Below are 22,015 nucleotides of genomic sequence, written 5' to 3' on the forward strand. Positions count from 1 at the left end.
CGTTGACGTTTCGTCGGCGCCTCTGCCTTGATCGCAGAATTAGATTGATCGCTGATCAATGCGCTTGCGGAATTCCTCGTTGGTTTCCTTGCGCTCAGAATAGCGGTCGGTGAAGTAATCCCGCTTGTCTTTCAGGAGGTAGGTGAACTTCATCAACTCTTCCATTACATCCACGATACGGTCGTAATAGGAAGAGGGCTTCATGCGGTCATTATCATCAAACTCCTGCCAGGCCTTGGCCACGGAAGATTGGTTCGGAATGGTGACCATGCGCATCCAGCGCCCCAGGATACGCATCTGGTTCACGGCATTGAAGGACTGAGAGCCGCCACAAACCTGCATTACTGCGAGGGTTTTTCCCTGTGTAGGACGCACTGCCTGTACCGCCAGAGGAATCCAGTCGATCTGGGTTTTCATGATGCCGGTCATGGCGCCGTGGCGCTCGGGTGAGGACCAGACCATGCCATCACTCCACGCCGCGAGGTCGCGTAGCTCCTGGACTTTCGGGTGCTCTGCATCCACGTCATCGTCGGGCAAGGGTAGGCCCGATGGATTGAATATCCGTGTTTCCGCACCGAGCGTATTCAGAATGCGCGCGGCTTCTTCGGCGGCAAGGCGACTGAATGAGCGTTTGCGCAGCGAGCCATACAGCAGCAGGATCTTAGGCGCCTGCTCCTCAATGGGTGCGGTTAACTCGCCCATATCTGTATTGCTAAAGCACTCGGGAACAATATTGGGCATGGTTGATTCAGTGTCAGACTTGCTCATGCGTTACTCCCTCATTGTTTGCCGGCGCCGCACCAAACCAGTGGCGCGTGCGATTGGCGAACGCCACCAGTGATAGCATCACCGGTACTTCGACCAGTACACCAACAACCGTTGCCAGTGCCGCGCCTGAATTCAGGCCAAAAAGCGAGATTGCTACGGCAACGGCCAGTTCAAAAAAGTTCGAGGTGCCGATCATGCAGGCCGGTGCTGCCACGTTGTGTGGTAGCTTCATTTTGTACGCGGCGAAATAGCTGACAGCGAAGATGCCGTAGGTTTGAATCAGCAGTGGGATCGCAATTAACACAATCGCGAGCGGACTGTTGATGATAGTCTCGGCCTGGAAGCCAAACAGTAAGACCACGGTGCCTAACAGGCCGGCAACGGAGAAGGGTTTTACCCGGTGCAGGAATTCTTCCAGGCGGTGATGATCGTTGGCAGAGTCCAGTGCCCGTCGGGTGAGAATACCAGCAATGAGTGGTAACAAGACGTAGAGCACCACGGACAGCAGCAGCGTATCCCAGGGTACGGTAATGTCGCTAACGCCGAGCAACAGGGCTGCGATCGGCGCAAACGCGAAAATCATAATCACGTCGTTTACCGAGACCTGTACCAGGGTGTAGTTGGCGTCGCCGCGCGTGAGCTGGCTCCACACAAATACCATGGCAGTGCAGGGGGCGACCCCAAGCAAAATCATGCCGGCGATGTATTCAGACGCGGTTTGCGGATCCACCAGATCGGCAAAGATCACGCGGAAAAATAGCCAGCCAAGTGCCGCCATGGTGAATGGCTTGATGAGCCAGTTGACCACCAGGGTAAGTGCCAGGCCTTTCGGTTTGTCGCCCACATGCTTGATGGAGGAGAAGTCCACCTGCACCATCATCGGGTAGATCATTACCCAGATAAGTACTGCCACTGGCAAATTGACGTGGGCCACTTCCATTGCGGCGATGTGCTGGAAAAGCTGTGGTGCAAGGTTGCCCAATAGCAGGCCCGCGAGAATACACAGTGCTACCCAGACAGAGAGATAGCGCTCAAAAATACCCATATGCTGAATTCCTCTTTTTGTTGTTATTGTTCGGTGTCGGCCAGGGTCTGCATGGCTTCTTGAAGTGCAGCGCCATTCTTTTTATGGAGGCCCTGTTCAAGCATTTGCTCAACCCGTTGCTGGATGATGTCGATGGTATGGTTGAAGGCCCGTTCGATTTCTTCCTCGCTGCCTTCCAGTTTGGATGGGTCTTTCAGTCCCCAGTGAACCTTGGCGGAGTTACCAAACCATACCGGGCAACTCTCTCCGGCTGCACTGTCGCAAACCGTCACTACAAGATCCGGCTGCCAATCTTCAAAGTCGTCCCAGGACTGGCTACGCAGGCTATCGGTCTCGATGCCGCGCTCCTTCAGATACTTGATCGACAGTGGGTGGACCACACCGCTGGGCTGGCTGCCGGCACTGCGCGCTTCGATTTGTTCCTGGCCAAGACTGTTGGTGACGGCCTCGCTCAGGATACTGCGGCAGCGGTTGTGGGTGCAGATATACAAAACTTTCATCGGTGGCTTCTCAAGGGGTTTCACTGACGGGGTTTGAACTAAAGAAACAATAATGTGGCGTTTGCCTTGCAGTAATAGGTTGCTAGCAGCAATTACTGCCCGCGGGACGGTTCTGCATGCTCGCCAATGCTTGCTGATTGGGTTGTATGAACGCTTGGTTCGCGTCCAGCGTTTGTGCGACTACCTCATGGACCCAGCGCGGTAGATCGGAAGGCAGGCTGTAATAGACCCACTGTCCACGGCGCTCATCGCTCAACAGGCCCGCAGCACGCAGCTGGGCCAGGTGACGGGAGATCTTGGGCTGGCTCTCATCCAGCGCGCACATCAGCTCACACACGCATAGCTCACCCTCACTGGCGATTAGTAGCAGGCTGCGCAGGCGGGTGTCATCGGCGAGACACTTGAAGATTGATACGGGATTCATGGTTTCCTCGAGTCGCTGAGGGTGGTCATCTACTCGTGTTCGCGCAGTATATGCGGAAAAACATATATATGGAAATACGAATATGAAAGCGGAGGCGTTGGTTTGATGGCAGTGTGATTGTAGGGCGGGGGTGGGCGGTGCTGATTCGGGAGAAACAGCGGAGATCAGCACACCACGTGGGTGCGGTGTGCTGTATATGGCCTGAATTGCAGCTTAGAGGTCGAACTTAGCCCATACCGGGGCGTGGTCTGACGGGCGCTCCATACCGCGAATATCGTAGTCGATGCCGGTATCGATGCAACGGTCAGCAAGGCCGTGGGTGGCCAGGATCAGGTCAATGCGCAGGCCGCGACGGGGCTCGCGGTCGAACCCACGGCTGCGGTAATCGAACCAGCTGAACAGGTCATCGGTTTCCGGGTTCTGTGCACGGAAGGTGTCTACCAGGCCCCAGTTGTACAGTTTGTCCAGCCACTCACGCTCTTCCGGAAGGAAGCTACATTTGCCGTCGCGCAGCCAGCGCTTGCGGTTGGGCTCGCCAATGCCGATATCGAGATCACTCGGCGAGATGTTCATATCGCCGATCACCAGCACGGGCGCTTTGCTGTCGCAGCTGTTGTTCAGGTATGCGTCCAGGTCAGCGTAGTATTTTTGTTTGGCCGGGAATTTCACTGGGTGCTCGCGGTTTTCCCCCTGTGGGAAATAGCCGTTGATCACGGTGAGGGGCTGATCACCGCCGATATCGAACTGTCCGGCAACCAGGCGACGCTGGGCGTCGTCGGCATCGGTAGGGAAACCGTACTGTTTCTTCAGGAACGGGTAGCGAGAGAGCAGGGCAACGCCGTAGTGGGTCTTTTGGCCAAAATAGATAACTTCATAACCGAGGTCGCGGATAGCGTCGATGGGAAAGTCTTCATCGGTACACTTGGTTTCCTGCAGGCCGATGATATCGGGCGACTGCGATTCTACCAGCGCTTCCATCTGGTGCAGGCGCGCGCGGATGCTGTTGACGTTAAAGGATACAACTTTCATTTTTCCCCCAATATGCAAATAAACCAAAGCCCGCTATTCCCTGCGGAATAACGGGCCTGGCAATGTTGTTTTAGGCCAGCGCGCTGGGTGGTCGGCACTGGCTGCTTGCGTTAGCGCAAGCTGGTCTTAATCAAAATTCGCTACTTGTGGCGAGCTTGAGCGTTTTTTTAGCCCGATAAAGTCGGCCATGATGTAACCCGCTTCGTTCAGCACCGGATCGTCCTCCAGCGTGATTTCGGTCGGGCCACCCACCGGCGCGGTGTCGTCGGACTCGCTCTTTTCATAGGCTTCAAACGTTGCGTAAGGCTCCAGACCTTTGGCCTGGCGGCGCTGGTTCTCAATGGCCAGCACGCTCTGGTTGAGGTCTTCGCGCTCCTGCACGCGGGCGCCTTCATTCAGAGACACCGCCTTGCGGTTGGCGCGATCCGTCTGGAACTTGAACTGCTTGCGCAGGAACACGAAGTCCGGGTCTACCTCGGTACGCTTGTCGTGCTTTTTGATCAGCTCCGGCAAGATGTCTTTCAGGTTGAAGTACTTCGCGTGACGTACAGCATGAATACGGTCCCAGGGCAGGGCTGTGTCGTACGCGCTCTCACCCACGCTCTCGGCGTCGATCAGCTCCGGCATCAGAATGTCCGGAGTTACCCCGGCGTGCTGGGTGCTGTCACCAGATACACGGTAGAACTTGGACTGGGTAATCTTCAGCTGGCCTTCTTTCAGCGGTGCCATGGTCTGCACGGTGCCTTTACCGAAAGACTGGTTACCGACGACCAAGCCACGGTTGTAGTCCTGAATCGCACCGGCAAAAATTTCCGAGGCAGATGCGGACAGGCGGTTGATCAATACCACCAGCGGGCCACGATACATAGCGCGGGAGCGCGAACGGTTGTGGCGAGAAATCTGCTCGTTTGCGTGACGAATCTGCACCACCGGGCCCTGGTCAATAAACAGGTCGGTCAACATGGTGGCTTCCTGCAGGGAGCCGCCGCCATTGTTGCGCAGGTCCAGGATAATGCCGTCCACACCTTCCTTCTGCAGTTCGTCCAGCAGGCGCGCTACATCGCGGGTGGTGCTCTTGTAGTTCGGGTCGCGGCGGCGGTAGGCCTCGAAATCGATATAGAAGGTGGGCAGGTTGATCACACCGACCTTGAAGTTCTGATCACCATCGGAGAATTCGAAGGTCGCTTTCTTCGCGGCCTGATCTTCAAGCTTTACCTTGCTGCGCTTGATGGTAATGGTGCGGTGAGTACCGTCACCGCCTGTCGGAATAGTTTCCAAGCGCACGTAGGTGCCAGCCGAACCACGAATCAGGTCCACGACATCGTCCAGGCGCCAGCCGACAACGTCGACCATCTCGCCTTTCTGATCCTGGCCAACGGCCACGATCTTGTCATTGGGTTTGATCTTACCGGTACGGTCCGCCGGGCCACCGGCCACCAGGCGCGCGACCTTGGTGTATTCGTCTTCCATCTGCAACACAGCGCCGATGCCCTCGAGGGACAGAGACATACTCATGTTGAAGTTTTCCAACGAGCGCGGCGACAGGTAGTTGCTGTGCGGGTCGTACAGACGGGTGAGCGAGTTCATGTACAGCTCGAACACATCGTCGGAATTCTGCTGGTCGAGACGCTTCAGCTGGCCTTTGTAGCGGCGCTTCAACAGGTCGGCGATCTCGTCATCGCTTTTGTCGGTGAGGCGCAGGTTCAGCACGCTGCTTTTCAGGCGCTTGCGCCACAGGTCATCGGCGGCGCTGATGGACTGCGGCCACTCGCTTTTCTCGCGGTCGAGCTCGAGGGATTCCTGTTTGGTGAAATCGAAATCCGGCAGGCCGTTTTCCAGCTGAGACACGATGTTGTTCAGACGGTCGGTCATGCGCAGGTGGTAGCGGTTGTAGATGTCAAAACCGCGATCGACGTTGCCCGCGCGCAGGTCGTCGTCCAGCTGGGTGCGCCACTGACGGAATTCATTGATGTCGGAGGCGAGGAAATAGCTCTTGGTGGGGTCGAGGCTATTAATGTATTCGTCCCACAGGCCAGCGGACATTTCATTGCCGACCTTGAGCTTGTTGTAGTGCAGCATCTCGAGTTTGCTGACGATCTCTTTTGCTGTGCCACCCTGGTCTTCATGGGGCTTCAGGTCTTTTGGATCTGCCGCCAGGGTCATTGGCGAGAGGAGAACCAGGAGAGATACGGACAGGCCGGAAATCAGATTAGCGAATCGATTGCTATGCATAAGGAGTCTCTTTATACGTCCTACTTCAAGGCGCCCCACTGTCTATTTGGAGCCGGAAGAGGGCTTCCGGAGCAGTGGCGACTTATAGCTTAGGACAAGTATAAAGGCTGAAAGCTCCGAAAGGCATGAAATGCTTCTTCAAGAAGGCGAATGGTTTCCTTATTGGGGCGAATGGTGAAATGAATTGGCCGCCATACGTGGATTGGCGATACACAATTGCTCACTTTCCCGGCACTCAGGCTCTCGTTTCGAGGGTAATCGGTGATTTCCCGCCCTGAAATGCCTACCCAGACGGCACATATCAGCACTTTGGCTGGGCAAACTGGCCCAGTCCGCCAGCACCTGCTCGCGCTGGTAGCCTGGACTGCACAGTCGCGCTAGCGCACAATCGCCACCGATTTAATCTGTGCCCAAACCTCTTCACCGGCCGCTAGTGCCAGGGCATCCTGCGAGCGGCACGTGACCCTCGCGGTGATAATGCCTGAGTTGTCGGATACCGATGTGGCACGTGGGCTCATACGAACCAGCACCATGGCTGGATCTCTGTCTGCAGTGATATCGACCACCCGCATTGGCAGCCGATTGAGGATGCTCGAGTCCGTGTCTTCGGTGCGGGTGAGGCTGACGTCGCGGGCCAATACCCTTATGCGGATACGTTCGCCCGGTGCTTCACCGCTGTCACGCAACCACAGGTCTCCACCGTCAAAGCGTGCACGTAACAGGTTCCACTGGGTATCGCGTTCAATCACATCCGCCTCCAGCAGCACACCCAGGTCATCTCCCAGTTGCACCGGAAAATCCGTGCGTGAGAGCAATGCCGGCGCGGCTCCGGACTCCCGGATGCGGCCGTCTCCCATCAGCAGCAGATGGTCCGCAAGGCGTGCGATCTCGTCTACAGAATGGCTGACATACAGAATAGGGATGTCCAGCGACTGATGGAGCTTTTCCAGGTAGGGCAGAATGTCGCGCTTGCGCGCGAGATCTAACGCAGCCAGTGGCTCGTCCATTAACAAGAGTTGCGGCTTAACCAGTAATGCTCGCGCTATGGCAACGCGCTGCTGCTCACCCCCCGAGAGTGATTCCGGGCGGGCGTCGAGCAGGCCGCTCAAATCCATCAGCTGGACAATCTCGTCATAGTTTTCTGCGTTTACCGGTTGTGTTGCGCGCTTGCGCGCAAATGTGAGGTTGCCCTCCACACTCAGATGCGGAAATAGGCTCGGCTGTTGGAATACATAACCAATCGGACGTTTGTGTACCGGCAGTGTTGCTGCGCCGGGATTCGCGGATTGCCAAGTCTCACCATTTACCCGGAGGTGGCTCTGTGCGCAGGGCTGTAAGCCTGCGATGCAGCGCAAAAGTGTGGTTTTTCCGGAGCCCGAAGGGCCGAAAATACCGGTAACACCGCTACCCGGTATGGAGAAATCCACATCCAGAAAAAAATCGGTTTGTTGTCGGCCGCGGGTGAACGGCAGATAAAACCGACCGTCGATAGAGTTGGTCGCCGCAGGCGGAGTGGCCAAATGGTTTACTTGGTTTCCGGCAGGGCGTTTGATAGAGCTAGGGTCCATAGCGCCATCCTCCTGCAGCTCTACGTCGCTGCAAGACGTACAGGGCCAGCAGCACGGAAAACGAAAAGATGAGCATGGCTGCAGAAAGCCAGTGCGCCTGCGTGTATTCGAGGGCCTCAACGTGGTCGTAGATCTGGATTGAAACCACCTTGGTGACGCCCGGGATATTGCCACCAATCATCAGGATTACACCAAACTCACCAACGGTGTGGGCAAAGCCCAGCACCGCCGCGGTGACTAAGCCGGGCTTAGCCAGCGGCAAGGTAACATGCCAAAAACTGTCCCACGGGCCTGCGCGCAGGGTGGCGGCTACCTCTGCCGGGCGTTGCCCTTGCGCTTCAATAGCGTTTTGAATCGGCTGCACCACAAACGGCAGCGAATAGAGCAATGAAGCGATGACCAGGCCGGGAAACGTGAACGGCAATGTGCCCAGCCCGAGCGATTCCGTGAGCTGCCCCAGAGGCCCTTGCGGGCCCATAAAGATGAGTAAGTAAAATCCGAGCACTGTTGGTGGAAGCACCAGGGGCAGTGTGACGAGCGCACTCACCGGGCCTTTCCACCAGGACCGCGTTTTTGCCAGCCAGTAGGCCAGCGGCGTGCCAAGGATCATCAACAGAAGAGTCACGGTCGTCGCGAGCTTTAGCGTCAACCAAATTGCAGCGAGATCAGCATCACTCAGCATCGGGCACCCCCTGGGTAGAGGTGGCGGGAGAGTCGGTGTTGGCTGTACTTGAACGGTAACCGTACGACTCAATGATTGCGCGGGCTTCGGGGGTACGCAGAAATGCCCAGAATGCGTTCGTCGCGGCCAAACGCTCGGGCGAGCCTGTGGCTGCGTGTCTCAGTATCACGGCGTCTTGTCGGATTGGTTGATACAAAGCCTGAGGTACCAGCCAGGATGAACCACCAGTGATTTCGCCATCCCGATAGACCTGGGAGAGGGCGATTAGCCCCAGCTGAGCATTGCCGCTCGCTACGAACTGGAACGCCTGAGAGATATTTTCCCCGAGCACGCGGCGGCCGCGGGTGGCCTCTTCAAGATCCAGCGCGGTCAAAGTTTCCATCGCCGCAACGCCATAGGGTGCCAGCTTGGGATTGGCAATTGCGAGTTTGCGAAAGCGATCGCTGGCTAGAACGGTGGGGTCTTCGTCAATTAATGCCCCATCTACAGACCACAACACCAACTGACCGAGCGCATACGTAAAACGGGTATCCCTTATGGCACGGTCGCGCTGGATCAGATGGTTGACCTTGTCCTGGTCTGCGGAGAAGAACGCGTCGTAGGGCGCACCATGGTAGACCTGCGCATACAGCTTTCCGGAGGAGCCAAACGCGAGGCGCAGCCGATGTTCGCCCGATACCTGCTCAAAGGCGGCGGCGATCTCCCGCATGGGGGCGGCAAAATTCGAAGCAACGGCAACCGTGATCTCGCCGGCAGCACTGAAACATGCATAAAGGCCAGCCACCACGCCGCACAATATTTGCCGCAAGCGCTGGAAAGAAGGGGGGCGGGCTGGCGTTCCCTGCACGAAATGACTCCTGGATCCCGGTTCCGTGCACGTGGCACGGCATGACCGCGGTATAGTTGTTCATCTGACCGGGCATTTCAAGGTCGCCCGAACGTCAGGCTGGTTGAATTGTGCTGACCAGCATCGGCGTAAAGTGTAAGAATACCCCTAGTTAACCGACAAACCATCATGGCGGTAAAACCGCCATCAGTACTGAGAGTGAGTAGATGACTGAAAGTGTCCCCGTTGGCCGGGATGGCATTGAAGCTGGTCGAACACCACAGGCCCAGACGCTCCAGGACGCGCAGTTTTTGACCGAATTGCGGCAACAGATGCTCAAATTCGCTCGCCTGCAACTGCGCGACGACGACCAGGCGGAAGACGCCGTACAGGAAGCTCTGGCCGGCGCACTCAAGAATGAGGATTCTTTCAAGCGCCAGGCTGCATTGCGCACCTGGGTATTTTCGATCTTGAAGTACAAAATCGCCGATATCCTGCGCTATCGCCAGCGCGTGATCGCCACCAGCGAACTGGGAGATGACGAGCACCGCGAACAGGCGTTTATGGATGGGCTATTTGATAGCGGTGGGCACTGGCACAAAGCTGAGCGCCCGAGTAGCTGGACCGGTCCACAAGGCGGTGTCCACAGTGATCATTTTTGGCGGGTGTTCGATGCCTGCCTGAATGGGCTGCCTGAAAAGCAGGCGAGGGTGTTTATGATGCGTGAGTTTATTGAACTCGAATCCGAAGAAATCTGCGAGCAACTTACCCTGAGCACTAGCAATCTTCACGTCACCCTGTATCGCGCCAGGCTGCGCTTACGGGCGTGCCTCGAAAATGGATGGTTTGATCCGTCTACCGCGGAGGAAGCAACACCATGATAGACTGCAAACAGGCAACCCGTCTCCTGTCTGAGCAGCAGGAGCGCAACCTCAGCCGTCGCGAAAAACTCGCACTTAAGTTTCATGTATTCATGTGCAAAGCCTGCCGTAACTTTGGACAGCAAATGGGTACCTTGCGTGACTTGGCCCGGTCGTATGCCAAAGGGGAAGAAAAGGTTCAAGACCGCCAGCAACCCAGTGATTCGAACCCTCAGGACAAATAACCCACTAAAGCCCGTTAATCTAGCGGGCTAACAACCCCACGCTCGTGCACGCCAATAACATGCGTATAGATCATGGTGGTATTGATATCACTGTGCCCAAGTAACTCCTGTATATTTCGGATATCGGTACCTTTCGACAACAGGTTCGTCGCAAAAGAGTGTCGAAATGTATGGCAGCTCGCCTTTTTCCGGATGCCGGCAGATCGCAATGCGTTTGCCACTGCTCTTCGCACTTGCTGCTCCCCGAGATGATGACGCCGGATAACATCGCTTCGCGGGTCGGTCGATCGCTCCCGTGCAGGGAAAACGTACTGCCAGCCCGGACTTGTCGCCGCGCGCGGATACTTCTTTGCGAGTGCGCCGGGCAGGTAAACCGCCCCAAAACCCTCATCCAAATCACGCTTATGGAGCGCTAGTGCATAGTCGACCTGCGCCTTTAGCGGCTCCAATAGTGAAACTGGCAGCACCGTCCGCCGCCACTTGTCTCCCTTACTTTCGCGGATAAACAAGCACTGGTGGCCAAAATCGATATCCTGGACTCGCAGCCGCACAGCCTCCATCACTCGCAGACCAGACCCATACATAAGACTCGCCGCAAGCTTGTGATGGCCCTTTAGCCCACCCAGTACTGCAATGGCTTCATCATGGGTAAATACGACAGGAAGCCGCTTGCCCTTACTCGTTCTCTCAAACTGCAGATTTCCAAGGTCAATACTCAAGAACTGCTTATACAGAAATACAATCGCGTTTAGCGCAGTTTTCTGCGTGTTGATAGAAACCGATCGGCGGTTCGCTAGATAGCCAAGCCATTCATCCACCTGTGATTTGCCCATGTCTTCCGGCCGCTGCATGCCATTGAATCGAATAAAGTCCTTTATCCAAAAGCAATAGGTCTTTTCAGTTTTGTAGGCGAGCTGTCGGGTACGCATAAATGTGCGCAGGCGATCCATAAAGCGCGTTGGCTTAGCGGGGAGGGGAGTTGGAATATCGTCCATCATGCATTCCTTTGCATCGATATATTGAACTGTATTTCTATACAGTATTTTTTGGCAAGATCTGGCGAAAATCAACCTGAAAATCGCGCGTGACGACCACCTTTTCGGCGGCGCAATCGAAAACCATGAAAAAATGTAGAAATATCAGTGGGTTAGCGCGAACGCTGGAGTGAGGGATAGTAGTCGTGATGATCGAATTCGCTGAAAGCGCCTGGCACTGATGTGCGAGTTAAGATATTGAAAATCAATGAGTATTCGCTAGGTTTGGCACAAGATTTTGCTTTGAATAGTTTTCATGGAATAGTAGTCTTTGGGACTACGATTAAAATGTTAGGTGCTCGTACATATGAGAATCTTCGTATTACTCTTAAGCGTTATTTTTTCACCTGCACTATTCGGTGAAAGTACTGGCTGGAGTACATACATTAGCGAGCATGGCTGGGCTACGGTTTCCGATACACGTGAGGGGAAGGGCTCACTCTCAGAAGCAATCGCTCTTGTTCCTGATGATGTTTGGCTAAAGCACTTTCGAACATTTCCGTCGGTGGGGGATGTTACAATACAAAATGAGCTGCATGATTTTTTAGCATCAAAATACCCAGAGCTTCACAATGAAGCCTTAGCGTCGGCTGGAAATATGCACAATCCTAAGGTGGTCGCTTTACGCGTAGCCTTTCAAGAGGCCTTGATGTTTACAAGCTTGGTCACGCGAATTAACGCATCCCTCAAATCGAGGTGTGAGCGCATCACATCGGCCAGCTTCGAGAAGTTTACAATTCGTAATAGCGGCAACCAGCCTACTTATAGTGCTATGGTTTGGCTTAGTACCAAAAAGTGCACCTAACAAGGCCGGGCAATTTGCTACGGGCCTACGGCCCTCCGCGGGACAGCTTACCTTGTGCACCTTTTGCGCAGGTCGCTGCGCTCCCATTTTTGCGCAAAACGCGCACAAGGTAAGCTGCCCCTGCCGGCGGCGTTATACGTAGGTCAGAATTTTGACCCTTAATAATGCTATATATTCCACGCTATTTATTGTGGCCGTAACAATTGGTTTGTCGTTTTTCGCAGGCGTTGCTTATGCCTATACCTTATGTGGGCTCGCAGCTTTGATCGCCGTCGGCCACTTAATTACACTTGATGATGACATGCCGGGTGAATGGAGTAACCCGGAAGGTGACAAAAGTGTGTGGCACAGCTCTTTGGTCGTATTAGCGATAAAGTTTCTAGTGTTTGTTGTTTTTGTCATAGCCACATTGTCATTTCCATCATTAGCCAAGTATGGTGCTTGGTCATGAGTGAAACGTATAACAAGGCCAGGCAAATAGCTCCAGGCCTACGGCCTTCCGCGGGACAGCTTACCTTGTGCACGTTTTGCGCTGGTCGCTATGCTCCCATTTTTGCGCAAAACGCGCACAAGGTAAGCTGCCCCTGCTGGCGGCGTTAAATGTTATGAGCATTGAAGATCAAAGCGTAATAGATGTAATCGGAGCCGCTAGTGACGGAACCGTTGATCTCACCATTTCCAATCATTTGGAATGGAGTGAGAACAGCCTTTTTTTGTTGCAAGAAAAAATCAATAAGTATCTGGCATTCATTGAGTCTGGTGAAATTTACAGCGCATACCCTAATGCAAAGGGTAAAAATTTGAAAATCACGGTTGTTTGCAAGTATGAGCCCAGTTCTGAAGCCCTTCAGTTTCTTGAGCAATGTGCAAAAATAATTAATGAGGCTGGCTTCGGGTTTCGTCATGAGGTCCACATTTAACAAAGCCAGGCAAAATGCTCCGGGCCTTCGGCCCTCCGCGGGACAGCTTACCTTATGCACGTTTTGCACGGGTCGCTGCGCTCCCATTTTCGCGCAAATCGCGCATAAGGCAAGCTGCCCCTGCTGGCGGCGTTATTGGTGCCGGTCGGTATTTTTTTGTTTTTCGTGGTTGCTGAAATTTTAGTGCCACTAAATAGCTTCCAATATTGAGCCGTTTTGGCCGGTTGCTATTCAATCAGATCCGTTCCTAGAGTGTTCGGTCTGTTTCAGTAGAAGAGGGCAGTCCGGAGTTATCTTCTGGGGTGCCACTAAGATGGAAAATAGTTGAGGAAAGTGCGGTATTCTTTCCTCGTAAATTTTAGGCAGTGGCCAGCCAAGTCGTGGCTGGCATAGTGCTAGTAGCTGGTTCAGAGTGCGGCCGCAATAACCAGGCTAGGCAAGATCGCCCAAGGCCCCTGCGGGGCCCCGGGCTGGACAGCCTACGCTGCGCTCCGGCTGCCCCTGCTAGCGGCGTTAGGATCCTACGGTTGTTATGCAAAGCATTACTATTACATGTTCGATTTTGATACTGATTGGATTGGTAGGGTTCTATTCTCAGGATCTAGTTCATAGCCAAACTAGTATCATTAGAGATCCTGCTGCTGAGGAAATATCTCCCGCTCTAGCTAACTTATTGGAGTCAGGAAGCATTTTTGAACGTAAATCAGAAGAAGAGATTTTAAGGTTCTCACTTTACAGATCATTCGACAATCCGGTTTGGATAACATTGAATTTCAGTAATGAACTGATGTTGATTGAGTCATATAGGGACGAGTCAGATCCGTATACAGATAAAGTGATCGACCTAAGTGTCAAGTTAGATTCTCAGTATGTACGGTCAGTGAAAGAGAAAGTTGTGAAGTCGTATTTGGCTTCAGAGGGTATGCAAAGTGAAAATGGTCTAGATGGATCCACTTGGATAGTAGAATTAGCCTGGCAGGGCAAGTATTACACTAGTGATCTTTGGAGTCCTGATTTTGGTCCAGAATACCAGCTAGGGCATCAGTTGTTTGCCAGAGCTCAACGCTACGCGTCACTTGGCCGCCTGTACTGATCCTAACAAGCACAGGCAATGTGCTCCGGCCCTTCGGGCCTCCGCGGGACGTCTTACCTTGTGCGCATTTTGCGCAGGTCGCTACGCTCCCAGTTTTGCGCAAAATGCGCACAAGGCAAGCCGCCCCTGCTGTGGGCGTTAAATGTCACTATGAATATCGAGCAAGTATTTGAAGAATCCTTGGCAGAAGTTGAGGCGAAAGGGTTCGATTCGGTGAACGAGCCTATCCGCGTATTGGCAACAATATGGGCTGTAGAGGCTGAGGTAAATAATGGAGGTTTCGATCAGTTATTTCATAACTCTGCTGGAGATATTGCGCATTATGCGGCAATAGCTTTCAATTCCATTGGGGCGCTGAAGATGGCATCCATTTCACAGAAGGCACTAGATATATTCGGCGAAGGTGGCCCGCCCAAGAACCGAAATGCTCGTATTGCAGCTTTGGAAGCTATGCCGGAAGAATATGAAGAGCGTCTTAATGAGCTCGATGAGGAGTTCTTTGAGTACCCTGATAATGTCCAAAATCTAGTGTCTTCGTACGTGGAGTCAAACTTCTAGCTACGACATTTAACAAAGCCAGGCAATGAAGCTCCGGGCCTTCGGCCCTCCGCGGGACAGCTTACCTTGTGCACCTTTTGCGCAGGTCGCTATGCTCCCATTTTTGCGCAAAACGCGCACAAAGTAAGCTGCCCCTGCTGGCGGCGTTAGGCGTAATGGAGAGATCATGCCGGATAGTGTACCGATGGTATCAGCTGCATTATGGACAGTTTCACTTATGATCCTGTCTGCGGGTGTCGCTGCTAAAATTGCGGTCGCCCAATATAAAGCAAACCAAAAATACGATCGACACCATGAAAATATAGTGATATTTCTCGGTTGCCTGCGAAATCTAAAGGAGTCTCTGCTTTACTCAATAAATATAGATGCAAAAACAGAGCAGCTAAAGCAACTTGGAAAGACACAAGAAGAAATAGATCAAGAACACAAGCTGCACGCATACAGTTTTGAAGCTATCTCGTTACAGCTACAGCGGTTTGAAGCAGAATCTCATTACCTATTTCCGGCAAGTATTCGAAAATACGCAAACATGGTAGTAACGCATCTTAAAAATTTTGCATTATCTCCAGATCAAGAAAAACAGGCTGAACGTAACAAGGTTTTACGCTTAATGAGCGATGTTGACGGGATAATCAGAGCGGTATCAAAAACCGCAGATGCTTCCGCCTAACAAGGCACTGCAAAGGGACGGCTTATTTTGTGCACTTTATGTGCAGTCGCTACGCTCCATTTTTGCACATAAACCACACAAATTAAGCCGCCCCTGAGCGCGGCGTTAGGTGAAATGAAGAAGATCATACTAATAGCCATTCTCTTTCCTCTGATAAGCCATGCAGAGCAAGATGTCGTATTTGAATGCCAGCCCATTGAAGGCCAGGTTAGCTTTCGAGTTAAAGGCAATTTCAACGAAACGGGCCAAGGTGAGCGAATTGGCCACGCACATAGTTATCTAGCATTCGGCAACCCGGAATCTATCGAGGGCTGTCGTGTTCCGTGGTTTGAGAAGTTTCCATTAAATGGCTCGACCAGTGTCAAATTTTTACTCCATGGGCATGAGTATATGCCGGGTTGTATACAGCGACTTCAAATACCACAGAATTCTGGGGTGGGCTTCATGTGGGTAGAGCTCAAAGAAAACTCGCTTATAAAAAGCAAGGCTGTAAAGGCGCATTGCGAGGTTACAAGGAATGCGCAGTAATCACCTAACAAACACAGGCAGTGAAGCTGCGGCCCCTCGGGCCTCCGCGGGACGGCTTACCTTATGCACGTTTTGCGCGGTCGCTTCGCTCCCATTTTCGCGCAAATCGCGCATAAGATAAGCCGCCCCTGCTGTGGGCGTTATGTGGCATGACTAAGTACGACGCAGTCGAAAGAATACGAAAATCAATTGACTCTGGAGCTCAAGTAATTACTCCGAAGGGATTGATTTATGAAAAGTATGTTGAAAGTCAGACACAGTTTTTATTGGATCATGTAATTGAGCCAGTTCAGGCAAAGGTCACGTCCGCTTGTTTTCCTGAATATGACTTTGAGAATTACAAAAATAGTGAGGTTTGGTGTATCGCTAGATCAGGTAACAGCTGGCTTCTTCACAACGTAAATGAAAACGAATTTGCGCTAGGGTTTGGAGAGAGTGAAGCAAGCATCAGTATGCTGGGGTTTTCATCACCAGATGCCCTAGCGGAGTGGCTAGGCTAATGCCCCATAACAATCACAGGCAGTATGCTACGGCCCTTCGGGCCTCCGCGGGACGGCTTACCTTGTGCACCTTTTGCGCGGGTCGCTATGCTCCCATTTTCGCGCAAAAGGCGCACAAGGTAAGCCGCCCCTGCTGTGGGCGTTATGTGGCAAACATAAATGCGTGAATTGACTGAAAGTGAAGTGACAGAGCTGCAATGGGGAGACGCCGAGTTCACTGGCTACTATTGGGATTCCGAGCTAAAAGATCCAGCGCTAGTAATTCGAGTTAAGCCTTCTAAATCTACTTTCCAGGAATTGATTTGCTTCTGGGCCACAAACCTGAATTTGAACCTAAATTACTTGGATCAAGTGGGCTCTTTACGTACATGGGCGGTAACCTTTGAAAGCCTGCCAGAGGGAAGATGGCGTGTACTTTTTGATTTTGCTGGCCAGGGAAGTGTCGAGTTTGAGTGCAACAGTCTGGCAATACGCTCCGCGCTCGGTGCCTAAGCCACATAACAAACACAAGCAGAATGCTCCGGCCCTTCGGGCCTCCGCGGGACGCCCAACGCTACGCACGTTTTGTGCAGGTCGCTGCGCTCCCAGTTTCGCACAAAACGTGCATAGCATTGGTCGCCCCTGTTGTGGGCGTTAGGCTATTCGAGTGAAATCGATAAAAAATATAAAATATGTTCTATACGCTGTGATAGCAGCAGGGTTTACGGGATTGATTTACGGAGCGATGATTGGCGCAGTTCCAGAAGGAGATTCGAAAATCGCAGCATCCGTAATGAGTTTGGCAATGCTAATGCCGATAAATGCGGCAGTTGGCTATCTGAGTTGCAGGAACCTTTCTGCTTCAGTGTCTTGGCCGTATCCTGTTGTTGCATTCTCAATATGGTGGTTATATTACTTGCTGCTTCCGAGGCAAGTGATTGCGAATTATCTGGTAATAGGCGTTGTTTTTATTTTGTGTATTATCGGTGCTCGGCAGGGTAGGAAAGCCTAACAAGGCCGGGCAATTTGCTCCGGGCCTGCGGCCCTCCGCGGGACAGCTTACCTTGTGCACCTTTTGCGCAGGTCGCTTTGCTCCCATTTTTGCGCAAAACGCGCACAAGGTAAGCTGCCCCTGCCGGCGGCGTTAGGGTAACCAGAGAAAGAAGAGCATGAAATATTTTGATAGAACAATGACGAAAGCACTGCTGGCTTTGTCGGCCATTGTGTTATTTATTTTCACTGTTCAGTTTTTAGATCCAGGAGAGTTCAGCACACTAAACTTGTCAATCGGACTTTTATTCGATCTACTTTGGGCCGGCCTTCTCATTTTGGCTCTTCGCGCAGTTAAGGAGTACAAGCTCAACTCAGAAGATATGTCTGTTTGGGCTTTTCTTTGGAGAGTATTAATTGCCAAATACTTGGGGTTATTTTTGTCAATTTTTGCTTTTCTACTTTTACCTGTGCGCTTCGAAATGCCATCATTGGAATACACGCTATTCATGTATCCATTAGCAATCATATTTTCGGTAAGCGTTTTGTGGTTGTTGTTTTCTACAAATAGATTACTTCAGCTTAAGTGGGCAATGGGTGCGGTGCGTGGGTAATATCCTAACAAACACGGGCAGTGAAGCTCCGGCCCTTCGGTCCTCCGCGGGACGGCTTACCTTATGCACGTTTTGCGCAGTTCGCTTCGCTCTCATTTTCGCGCAAATCGCGCATAAGGTAAGCCGCCCCTGCCGTGGGCGTTATGGTGCCGGTCAGTATTTTTTGGTTTTTCCTGGTTTCTGAAACTTCAGTGCCACTAAATAGCATCCAGTATTGAGCCGCTTTGGCCGGTTGCTATTCAAGCATGTTCGTTCCTAGAGTGTTCGCTCTGGTTCGGTAGAAGATGGTTGTCCGCTGCAGTATCGTGGAGTGCCAATAAGATAATAATTTTCTGGGGAAAGTGCGGTATTCTTTCTTCGTAATTTATGGGCAGTGGCCAGCCAAGCCGTGGCTGGCAAAGTGCCAATAGGTAGTCCGGAGCGCGTCAGCCATAACCAGGCCAGGCAGTAAAGCTCCGGGCCTTCGGCCCTCCGCGGGACGCCTTACCTTATGCACTTTTTGCGCGGTCGCTTCGCTCCCATTTTCGCGCAAAAAGCGCACAAGGTAAGTCGCCCCTGCTGGCGGCGTTATGGTGCCGGTCGGTATTTTTTTGTTTTCAGTGGTTGCTAAAATTTAGTGCCGCAAAATAGCTTCCAACATTGAGCCAGTTTGGCCGGTTGCTATTCAATCAAGTTCGTTCCTAGAGCGTTCGTTCTGGTTAAGTAGAATAGGGTATTCCTGAGTAATCTTATGGAGTGCCAGTAAGATAAAAAATGATTGGGGGAAGTGCGGTATTCTTTCCTCTTAAATTTAGGCAGTGGCCAGCCAAGTCGTGGCTGGCAAAGTGCTAGTAGGTAGTCCGGAGTGCGTCAGCCATAACCAGGCTAGGCAGGATCGCCCAGTGCCCCTGCGGGGCCCCGGGCTGGACAGCCTACGCTACGCTCCGGCTGCCCCTGCTAGCAACGTTATGACTACGGGGCACCTCAGTGATACCTGCAGAGCTGGATGATCAAACCAAAGGGGAGATTATTGAAAGGCAGAGCACTTTCCTCCGGTTTGTTACACCTGACTTTCTTCAATATAAGATCGATTATATTAAAAAGAAGGAATTTCTGATTGATGAATTGAACTTCCGTGGAGTTCAAGTAGTGACGGTTCACCCACTGCTTGTGCACTACGAACAACCGATTCTAGATATTTACATTTCTTCAAAGGCTGAAAATTCCTCTGACTTGGCTAAGGAATTTTCAGATATGGTAAGTACTGAGTTTGGTGGTTGGCGCACAGTGCATGAGTGTTTTAACCCTGAGTGCAGTATCGAGTCGATATTGGCGGGTGGTTACGGTCTTTTATATAGAGGTCCTAACGTTCTTGGCCAAAAAGTAATTTCCAAGTTAGAGAAAAATGGGATTAAACTTTCGAGCGGATTACTAAAGGTAAGGCCAATCCATATACCCAAAGTTCTTCTGTTGGGGGCTAATGCCATAGTAGCGGAGGACTTCCATGGTCGGAGGGATAAGTCATAACAAACGCAAGCAGTATGCTACGGCCCTTCGGGCCTCCGCGGGACGACCAACGCTATGCACATTTTGTGCGGGTCGCTACGCTCCCAGTTTCGCACAAAATGTGCATAGCATTGGTCGCCCCTGTTGCGGGCGTTATGTGCTACAGGAAAGGTTCATAGGCCAAGCAACGAATGAATATTGTTGAGCTAGATATATATTCGGATAGGGCATCTGAACTCTATTCATTGCTGAATAGACAGTGGCCGGAGTTAGAGAGTTTTGAGCGAGAAAGGTTTGGTTTACAAATCCCGAATCCCTTGGCGGCGATTGAAGATGGTAAGCTAATCGGCGGCCTTTCCTTTACTTCTTACAAAGAGCCGCTAGGTGAGAAAATTCGAGTCTGGATAAACGCACTTTTTGTGAAACCAAAGTATCGGGGAAAGCGTGCTGCTTCCACGTTGCTCCAGGCAGCGGTTTTTCGTGAAGGGTGTTTGTTCGCTCTTACTGAGGTACCAAAGTTGTATACAAATATTGGATGGAAAGTGGTTTCTACTAGTGCAGAGGGTGCCATAGTTCAGCATGTCCAACGCACATAACAAGCGCAAGCAAGATGCTGCGGCCCTTCGGGCCTCCGCGGGACGCCCAACGCTATGCACATTTTGTGCGGCTCGCTGCGCTCCCAATTTCGCACAAAATGTACATAGCATTGGTCGCCCCTGTTGCGGGCGTTAGTGTTCCAGAGAAATGAGTCTACTAATTATATTTTCAGTGATTATCGGGTTTTATCTGTCCAACCCAAAGGAGGTAGATTCGATAGATCGAGTGAAAAACTACGGTTTTATTTTACTGGTGACGGGTATAAGTCTTTGGGCATGGCATAGCATTTTTTCTAGTCAGTTCCTCATTCCGCGTTGGTTTGACATGCGGTATGCTCTTGAAGATGAAGCCCAATTCATCGTTAAGTTCCTTAGTATTATGGGCCTGGTCCAATTCATCATCGGTGTAATATTTCGGTGGTATTGGCCAAGAGAACACTAACAAGTGACTATGGTTTCCCGTCAAGCGATTAAGCCATTTTTTCATCCCAGTGGGTGTTGTTTTTTACCATAGTGTTGAGGATCGTGAGCTGCTTTCGCATGCAGGCGACGATAGCAACTTTCTTAGGTTTTCCTGCAGCTACCATACGCTCATACATCGGTTTCAGTTTTGGGTGGGATTGGATCGCAGACATCATTGAGACAAAGAGAACCGTTCTTACACGGTGACGTCCACCTCGAATGAATCGCTTACCTTGGTAGCGCCCACTATCTCGATTCATCGGTGCGATACCAACAAGTGCGGCGATCTCCTTACGATTAAGTTTTCCGAGTTCAGGTAGTTCGCTCATTAGTGTATAGGCCACGACATTACCGACACCTTTGGCACTCAGGAGTAGATCTCGTTTTTCTTTCCACTCAGTCACGCTACTAATTAACTTGTCGAGTTGCTTGTCAATCTTAAGTAGTTCGGCCTTAATCGCGTTGAGAATTTGTCGAATAGGGTCGTGAACTGACTTTGGCATTCTCTTGAGCCGATTCTTCTGCATGGTGCTCATCTCAAGACACTGGCCGCGTACAGCAAGTAAGTCACTGATTTCGCGCAATTTTTCGGGCTTAATTACCGTTGGTTCCGGCTTCATTGCTTCGCCAAAATGGGCAATATCCATTGCATCTAGCTTGTCAGTTTTAGCGATCCGTCCTGATGATTTTGCAAAGTTTCTGATCTGAGCAGGATTGCAGACAACGATGGGCAGTTTGCATCCATCAGCAGCGCAAACGAAGTCCATTTCGAGTCGCCCAGTTGACTCGATCAATACCCTGGAAGGCTTTAGTGCCAGTATTTCGTTTATTGCCTGCTTAATACCTTCTTTATCATTCTTTACGCTAAAGAATTGGCCAGTCGGTCTCACATAGATATCGAGTTGGGTGCTACTGGTATCGATACCGACATTGATCTCTTGATATTGCATAAGATAAGCTATCTCCGCCTTGCTATTCGGGCTCGAGGCCCACATGACTATTCGAGTTATGCCTAGTGAGTGTTTGTCACGTTCATACTTGTTATCGGTCTTAATGAACCGGCCAGGCAGCGAACTGTGATAAACAAGGCCTTCGGTGGCCGCCGAAGGTGGGTCTCAATTTACCCGTTAGCGAGAAGGGCGCACAACGCCAAAATAAGATAAGAACAACCATACAAGGCCAGGCAAAAGCTGCGGGCCTTTGGCCCTCCGCGGGACAGCTTACCTTGTGCACCATTTGCGCAGGTCGCGTTGCTCCCAGTTTCGCGCAATTGGCGCACAAGGTAAGCTGCTGATCTGAAACCACTTTCGTGGACGGTATTTTTATCCACGAAAGAGGTCCAGTATGGGACAAACCAAAAAGCGTAATTACGATCGTTATACTCTGGCTTATAAGCTTCAAGCCGTTAAGTTAGCCAATCATCCTGACGTTAGATCAAAGGATGTGGCAGAATCCCTCGGCATACATCCTGTGATGCTCTATCGGTGGCAGATGGAGCATCGCCGCGGAGAGTTGAAGGAAAATAAGCATATTATGATCACGTACCTGGGGAAGCGGTGACAATATTTGGCTACTTCTTGATATCGCGCAGATTGGAAGCTT

The 22,015-nt window shown here is 51.8% G+C and carries 26 protein-coding genes; 15 read left to right on the plus strand and 11 right to left on the minus strand.

The genetic code is table 11. The features are described 5' to 3' along the window. Positions 1–39 precede the first annotated feature (39 nt). From arsH to modA, 9 genes are all read right to left on the minus strand, one after another. Entirely contained in the window at positions 40–768 is a 729-nt protein-coding gene (gene arsH, locus KUV22_RS02675) for an arsenical resistance protein ArsH (protein WP_261319075.1), read from the minus strand. Further along, positions 755–1,813, minus strand: a complete 1,059-nt coding sequence (arsB, locus tag KUV22_RS02680; RefSeq protein ID WP_222228141.1) for an ACR3 family arsenite efflux transporter — start codon at positions 1,811–1,813, stop codon at positions 755–757. Before arsB ends, arsH begins: the two co-directional genes overlap by 14 nt. Positions 1,814–1,836: 23 nt before the next feature. Next, complete coding sequence (locus tag KUV22_RS02685; RefSeq protein ID WP_222228143.1) at positions 1,837–2,313, minus strand: arsenate reductase ArsC; 477 nt, start codon at positions 2,311–2,313, stop codon at positions 1,837–1,839. Between the two features lie 82 nt (positions 2,314–2,395). After that, positions 2,396–2,737 (minus strand): metalloregulator ArsR/SmtB family transcription factor, encoded by a 342-nt coding sequence (locus KUV22_RS02690; RefSeq protein ID WP_222228145.1) that lies wholly within the window; start codon positions 2,735–2,737, stop codon positions 2,396–2,398. A gap of 213 nt (positions 2,738–2,950) precedes the next feature. Next, positions 2,951–3,766 (minus strand): exodeoxyribonuclease III, encoded by an 816-nt coding sequence (xthA, locus tag KUV22_RS02695; protein WP_222228147.1) that lies wholly within the window; start codon positions 3,764–3,766, stop codon positions 2,951–2,953. Positions 3,767–3,892: 126 nt separating this feature from the next. After that, positions 3,893–5,998, minus strand: coding sequence for a carboxy terminal-processing peptidase (locus tag KUV22_RS02700; protein ID WP_222228149.1), 2,106 nt, complete (start codon positions 5,996–5,998; stop codon positions 3,893–3,895). Between the two features lie 377 nt (positions 5,999–6,375). Beyond that, a complete protein-coding gene (gene modC, locus KUV22_RS02705; RefSeq protein ID WP_222228151.1) occupies positions 6,376–7,566 on the minus strand; it encodes a molybdenum ABC transporter ATP-binding protein in 1,191 nt (396 codons plus the stop codon). Then, positions 7,556–8,248 (minus strand): molybdate ABC transporter permease subunit, encoded by a 693-nt coding sequence (gene modB, locus KUV22_RS02710; RefSeq protein WP_222228153.1) that lies wholly within the window; start codon positions 8,246–8,248, stop codon positions 7,556–7,558. The genes modC and modB overlap by 11 nt, the downstream gene beginning before the upstream one ends. Further along, entirely contained in the window at positions 8,238–9,095 is an 858-nt protein-coding gene (gene modA / locus KUV22_RS02715; RefSeq protein ID WP_222228155.1) for a molybdate ABC transporter substrate-binding protein, read from the minus strand. The genes modB and modA overlap by 11 nt, the downstream gene beginning before the upstream one ends. A 206-nt stretch (positions 9,096–9,301) precedes the next feature. Between modA and KUV22_RS02720 the strand changes: the two genes are divergently transcribed. Together KUV22_RS02720 and KUV22_RS02725 are read left to right on the plus strand one after the other, a co-directional pair. Further along, complete coding sequence (locus KUV22_RS02720; RefSeq protein ID WP_222228157.1) at positions 9,302–9,955, plus strand: RNA polymerase factor sigma-70; 654 nt, start codon at positions 9,302–9,304, stop codon at positions 9,953–9,955. Then, on the plus strand, positions 9,952–10,179 hold the full coding sequence (locus KUV22_RS02725) for a zf-HC2 domain-containing protein (RefSeq protein ID WP_222228159.1): 228 nt from the start codon (positions 9,952–9,954) through the stop codon (positions 10,177–10,179). Before KUV22_RS02720 ends, KUV22_RS02725 begins: the two co-directional genes overlap by 4 nt. 14 nt (positions 10,180–10,193) lie before the next feature. Here KUV22_RS02725 and KUV22_RS02730 read toward each other — a convergent pair whose 3' ends face one another. Further along, positions 10,194–11,174 carry an integron integrase gene (locus KUV22_RS02730; RefSeq protein ID WP_222228161.1) on the minus strand — a complete coding sequence of 327 codons (981 nt, stop codon included), beginning with the start codon at positions 11,172–11,174 and terminating at the stop codon, positions 10,194–10,196. A gap of 346 nt (positions 11,175–11,520) precedes the next feature. Between KUV22_RS02730 and KUV22_RS02735 the strand changes: the two genes are divergently transcribed. From KUV22_RS02735 to KUV22_RS02790, 12 genes are all read left to right on the plus strand, one after another. Then, complete coding sequence (locus KUV22_RS02735) at positions 11,521–12,018, plus strand: hypothetical protein (RefSeq protein ID WP_261319076.1); 498 nt, start codon at positions 11,521–11,523, stop codon at positions 12,016–12,018. A gap of 151 nt (positions 12,019–12,169) precedes the next feature. Further along, on the plus strand, positions 12,170–12,469 hold the full coding sequence (locus tag KUV22_RS02740; RefSeq protein ID WP_222228165.1) for a hypothetical protein: 300 nt from the start codon (positions 12,170–12,172) through the stop codon (positions 12,467–12,469). A 67-nt stretch (positions 12,470–12,536) separates the two neighbouring features. Next, positions 12,537–12,938 carry a DUF6572 domain-containing protein gene (locus KUV22_RS02745; RefSeq protein ID WP_222228167.1) on the plus strand — a complete coding sequence of 134 codons (402 nt, stop codon included), beginning with the start codon at positions 12,537–12,539 and terminating at the stop codon, positions 12,936–12,938. A gap of 532 nt (positions 12,939–13,470) precedes the next feature. Then, positions 13,471–14,031, plus strand: coding sequence for a hypothetical protein (locus tag KUV22_RS02750; RefSeq protein WP_222228169.1), 561 nt, complete (start codon positions 13,471–13,473; stop codon positions 14,029–14,031). A 150-nt stretch (positions 14,032–14,181) separates the two neighbouring features. Beyond that, on the plus strand, positions 14,182–14,589 hold the full coding sequence (locus tag KUV22_RS02755; RefSeq protein ID WP_222228171.1) for a DMP19 family protein: 408 nt from the start codon (positions 14,182–14,184) through the stop codon (positions 14,587–14,589). A 166-nt stretch (positions 14,590–14,755) separates the two neighbouring features. Beyond that, the gene (locus tag KUV22_RS02760; protein ID WP_222228173.1) at positions 14,756–15,259 is read left to right on the plus strand and encodes a hypothetical protein; all 504 of its coding nucleotides are present in this window, start codon (positions 14,756–14,758) and stop codon (positions 15,257–15,259) included. A 114-nt stretch (positions 15,260–15,373) separates the two neighbouring features. Then, positions 15,374–15,787, plus strand: a complete 414-nt coding sequence (locus KUV22_RS02765; RefSeq protein ID WP_222228175.1) for a hypothetical protein — start codon at positions 15,374–15,376, stop codon at positions 15,785–15,787. 149 nt (positions 15,788–15,936) lie between these two features. Beyond that, positions 15,937–16,287 (plus strand): hypothetical protein, encoded by a 351-nt coding sequence (locus KUV22_RS02770; RefSeq protein ID WP_222228177.1) that lies wholly within the window; start codon positions 15,937–15,939, stop codon positions 16,285–16,287. A 159-nt stretch (positions 16,288–16,446) separates the two neighbouring features. Beyond that, the gene (locus KUV22_RS02775; protein ID WP_222228178.1) at positions 16,447–16,779 is read left to right on the plus strand and encodes a hypothetical protein; all 333 of its coding nucleotides are present in this window, start codon (positions 16,447–16,449) and stop codon (positions 16,777–16,779) included. A 656-nt stretch (positions 16,780–17,435) separates the two neighbouring features. Then, complete coding sequence (locus KUV22_RS02780) at positions 17,436–17,870, plus strand: hypothetical protein (protein WP_222228180.1); 435 nt, start codon at positions 17,436–17,438, stop codon at positions 17,868–17,870. Between the two features lie 966 nt (positions 17,871–18,836). Further along, a complete protein-coding gene (locus KUV22_RS02785) occupies positions 18,837–19,376 on the plus strand; it encodes a hypothetical protein (RefSeq protein ID WP_222228181.1) in 540 nt (179 codons plus the stop codon). 170 nt (positions 19,377–19,546) lie between these two features. Next, positions 19,547–19,951 (plus strand): GNAT family N-acetyltransferase, encoded by a 405-nt coding sequence (locus KUV22_RS02790; protein WP_222228182.1) that lies wholly within the window; start codon positions 19,547–19,549, stop codon positions 19,949–19,951. A 470-nt stretch (positions 19,952–20,421) separates the two neighbouring features. Here the strand turns inward: KUV22_RS02790 and KUV22_RS02795 are convergent, their stop codons facing one another. After that, positions 20,422–21,363 carry an IS110 family transposase gene (locus KUV22_RS02795; RefSeq protein ID WP_222228183.1) on the minus strand — a complete coding sequence of 314 codons (942 nt, stop codon included), beginning with the start codon at positions 21,361–21,363 and terminating at the stop codon, positions 20,422–20,424. 394 nt (positions 21,364–21,757) lie between these two features. On the opposite strand from KUV22_RS02795, the gene KUV22_RS02800 reads away from it, so the two are divergent. Next, the gene (locus KUV22_RS02800; RefSeq protein ID WP_222228184.1) at positions 21,758–21,973 is read left to right on the plus strand and encodes a transposase; all 216 of its coding nucleotides are present in this window, start codon (positions 21,758–21,760) and stop codon (positions 21,971–21,973) included. Positions 21,974–22,015: the final 42 nt, after the last annotated feature.

Origin of the sequence: Microbulbifer agarilyticus, from assembly GCF_019800665.1 — a bacterium.
Taxonomy (GTDB): Bacteria; Pseudomonadota; Gammaproteobacteria; order Pseudomonadales; family Cellvibrionaceae; genus Microbulbifer; species Microbulbifer agarilyticus_C.

Coding starts and splice junctions, on each gene's coding strand:
- modC (WP_222228151.1), bottom strand. CDS start 7,566: ATGGACCCTAGCTCTATCAAACGCCCTGCCGGAAACCAAGTAAACCAT.
- KUV22_RS02690 (WP_222228145.1), bottom strand. CDS start 2,737: ATGAATCCCGTATCAATCTTCAAGTGTCTCGCCGATGACACCCGCCTG.
- KUV22_RS02735 (WP_261319076.1), top strand. CDS start 11,521: ATGAGAATCTTCGTATTACTCTTAAGCGTTATTTTTTCACCTGCACTA.
- KUV22_RS02720 (WP_222228157.1), top strand. CDS start 9,302: ATGACTGAAAGTGTCCCCGTTGGCCGGGATGGCATTGAAGCTGGTCGA.
- modB (WP_222228153.1), bottom strand. CDS start 8,248: ATGCTGAGTGATGCTGATCTCGCTGCAATTTGGTTGACGCTAAAGCTC.
- KUV22_RS02780 (WP_222228180.1), top strand. CDS start 17,436: ATGAAATATTTTGATAGAACAATGACGAAAGCACTGCTGGCTTTGTCG.
- KUV22_RS02770 (WP_222228177.1), top strand. CDS start 15,937: ATGACTAAGTACGACGCAGTCGAAAGAATACGAAAATCAATTGACTCT.
- KUV22_RS02685 (WP_222228143.1), bottom strand. CDS start 2,313: ATGAAAGTTTTGTATATCTGCACCCACAACCGCTGCCGCAGTATCCTG.
- KUV22_RS02800 (WP_222228184.1), top strand. CDS start 21,758: ATGGGACAAACCAAAAAGCGTAATTACGATCGTTATACTCTGGCTTAT.
- KUV22_RS02790 (WP_222228182.1), top strand. CDS start 19,547: ATGAATATTGTTGAGCTAGATATATATTCGGATAGGGCATCTGAACTC.
- KUV22_RS02750 (WP_222228169.1), top strand. CDS start 13,471: ATGCAAAGCATTACTATTACATGTTCGATTTTGATACTGATTGGATTG.
- KUV22_RS02765 (WP_222228175.1), top strand. CDS start 15,374: ATGAAGAAGATCATACTAATAGCCATTCTCTTTCCTCTGATAAGCCAT.
- KUV22_RS02775 (WP_222228178.1), top strand. CDS start 16,447: ATGCGTGAATTGACTGAAAGTGAAGTGACAGAGCTGCAATGGGGAGAC.
- KUV22_RS02760 (WP_222228173.1), top strand. CDS start 14,756: ATGCCGGATAGTGTACCGATGGTATCAGCTGCATTATGGACAGTTTCA.
- KUV22_RS02795 (WP_222228183.1), bottom strand. CDS start 21,363: ATGCAATATCAAGAGATCAATGTCGGTATCGATACCAGTAGCACCCAA.
- KUV22_RS02700 (WP_222228149.1), bottom strand. CDS start 5,998: ATGCATAGCAATCGATTCGCTAATCTGATTTCCGGCCTGTCCGTATCT.
- arsH (WP_261319075.1), bottom strand. CDS start 768: ATGAGCAAGTCTGACACTGAATCAACCATGCCCAATATTGTTCCCGAG.
- xthA (WP_222228147.1), bottom strand. CDS start 3,766: ATGAAAGTTGTATCCTTTAACGTCAACAGCATCCGCGCGCGCCTGCAC.
- arsB (WP_222228141.1), bottom strand. CDS start 1,813: ATGGGTATTTTTGAGCGCTATCTCTCTGTCTGGGTAGCACTGTGTATT.
- KUV22_RS02725 (WP_222228159.1), top strand. CDS start 9,952: ATGATAGACTGCAAACAGGCAACCCGTCTCCTGTCTGAGCAGCAGGAG.
- KUV22_RS02755 (WP_222228171.1), top strand. CDS start 14,182: ATGAATATCGAGCAAGTATTTGAAGAATCCTTGGCAGAAGTTGAGGCG.
- KUV22_RS02730 (WP_222228161.1), bottom strand. CDS start 11,174: ATGGACGATATTCCAACTCCCCTCCCCGCTAAGCCAACGCGCTTTATG.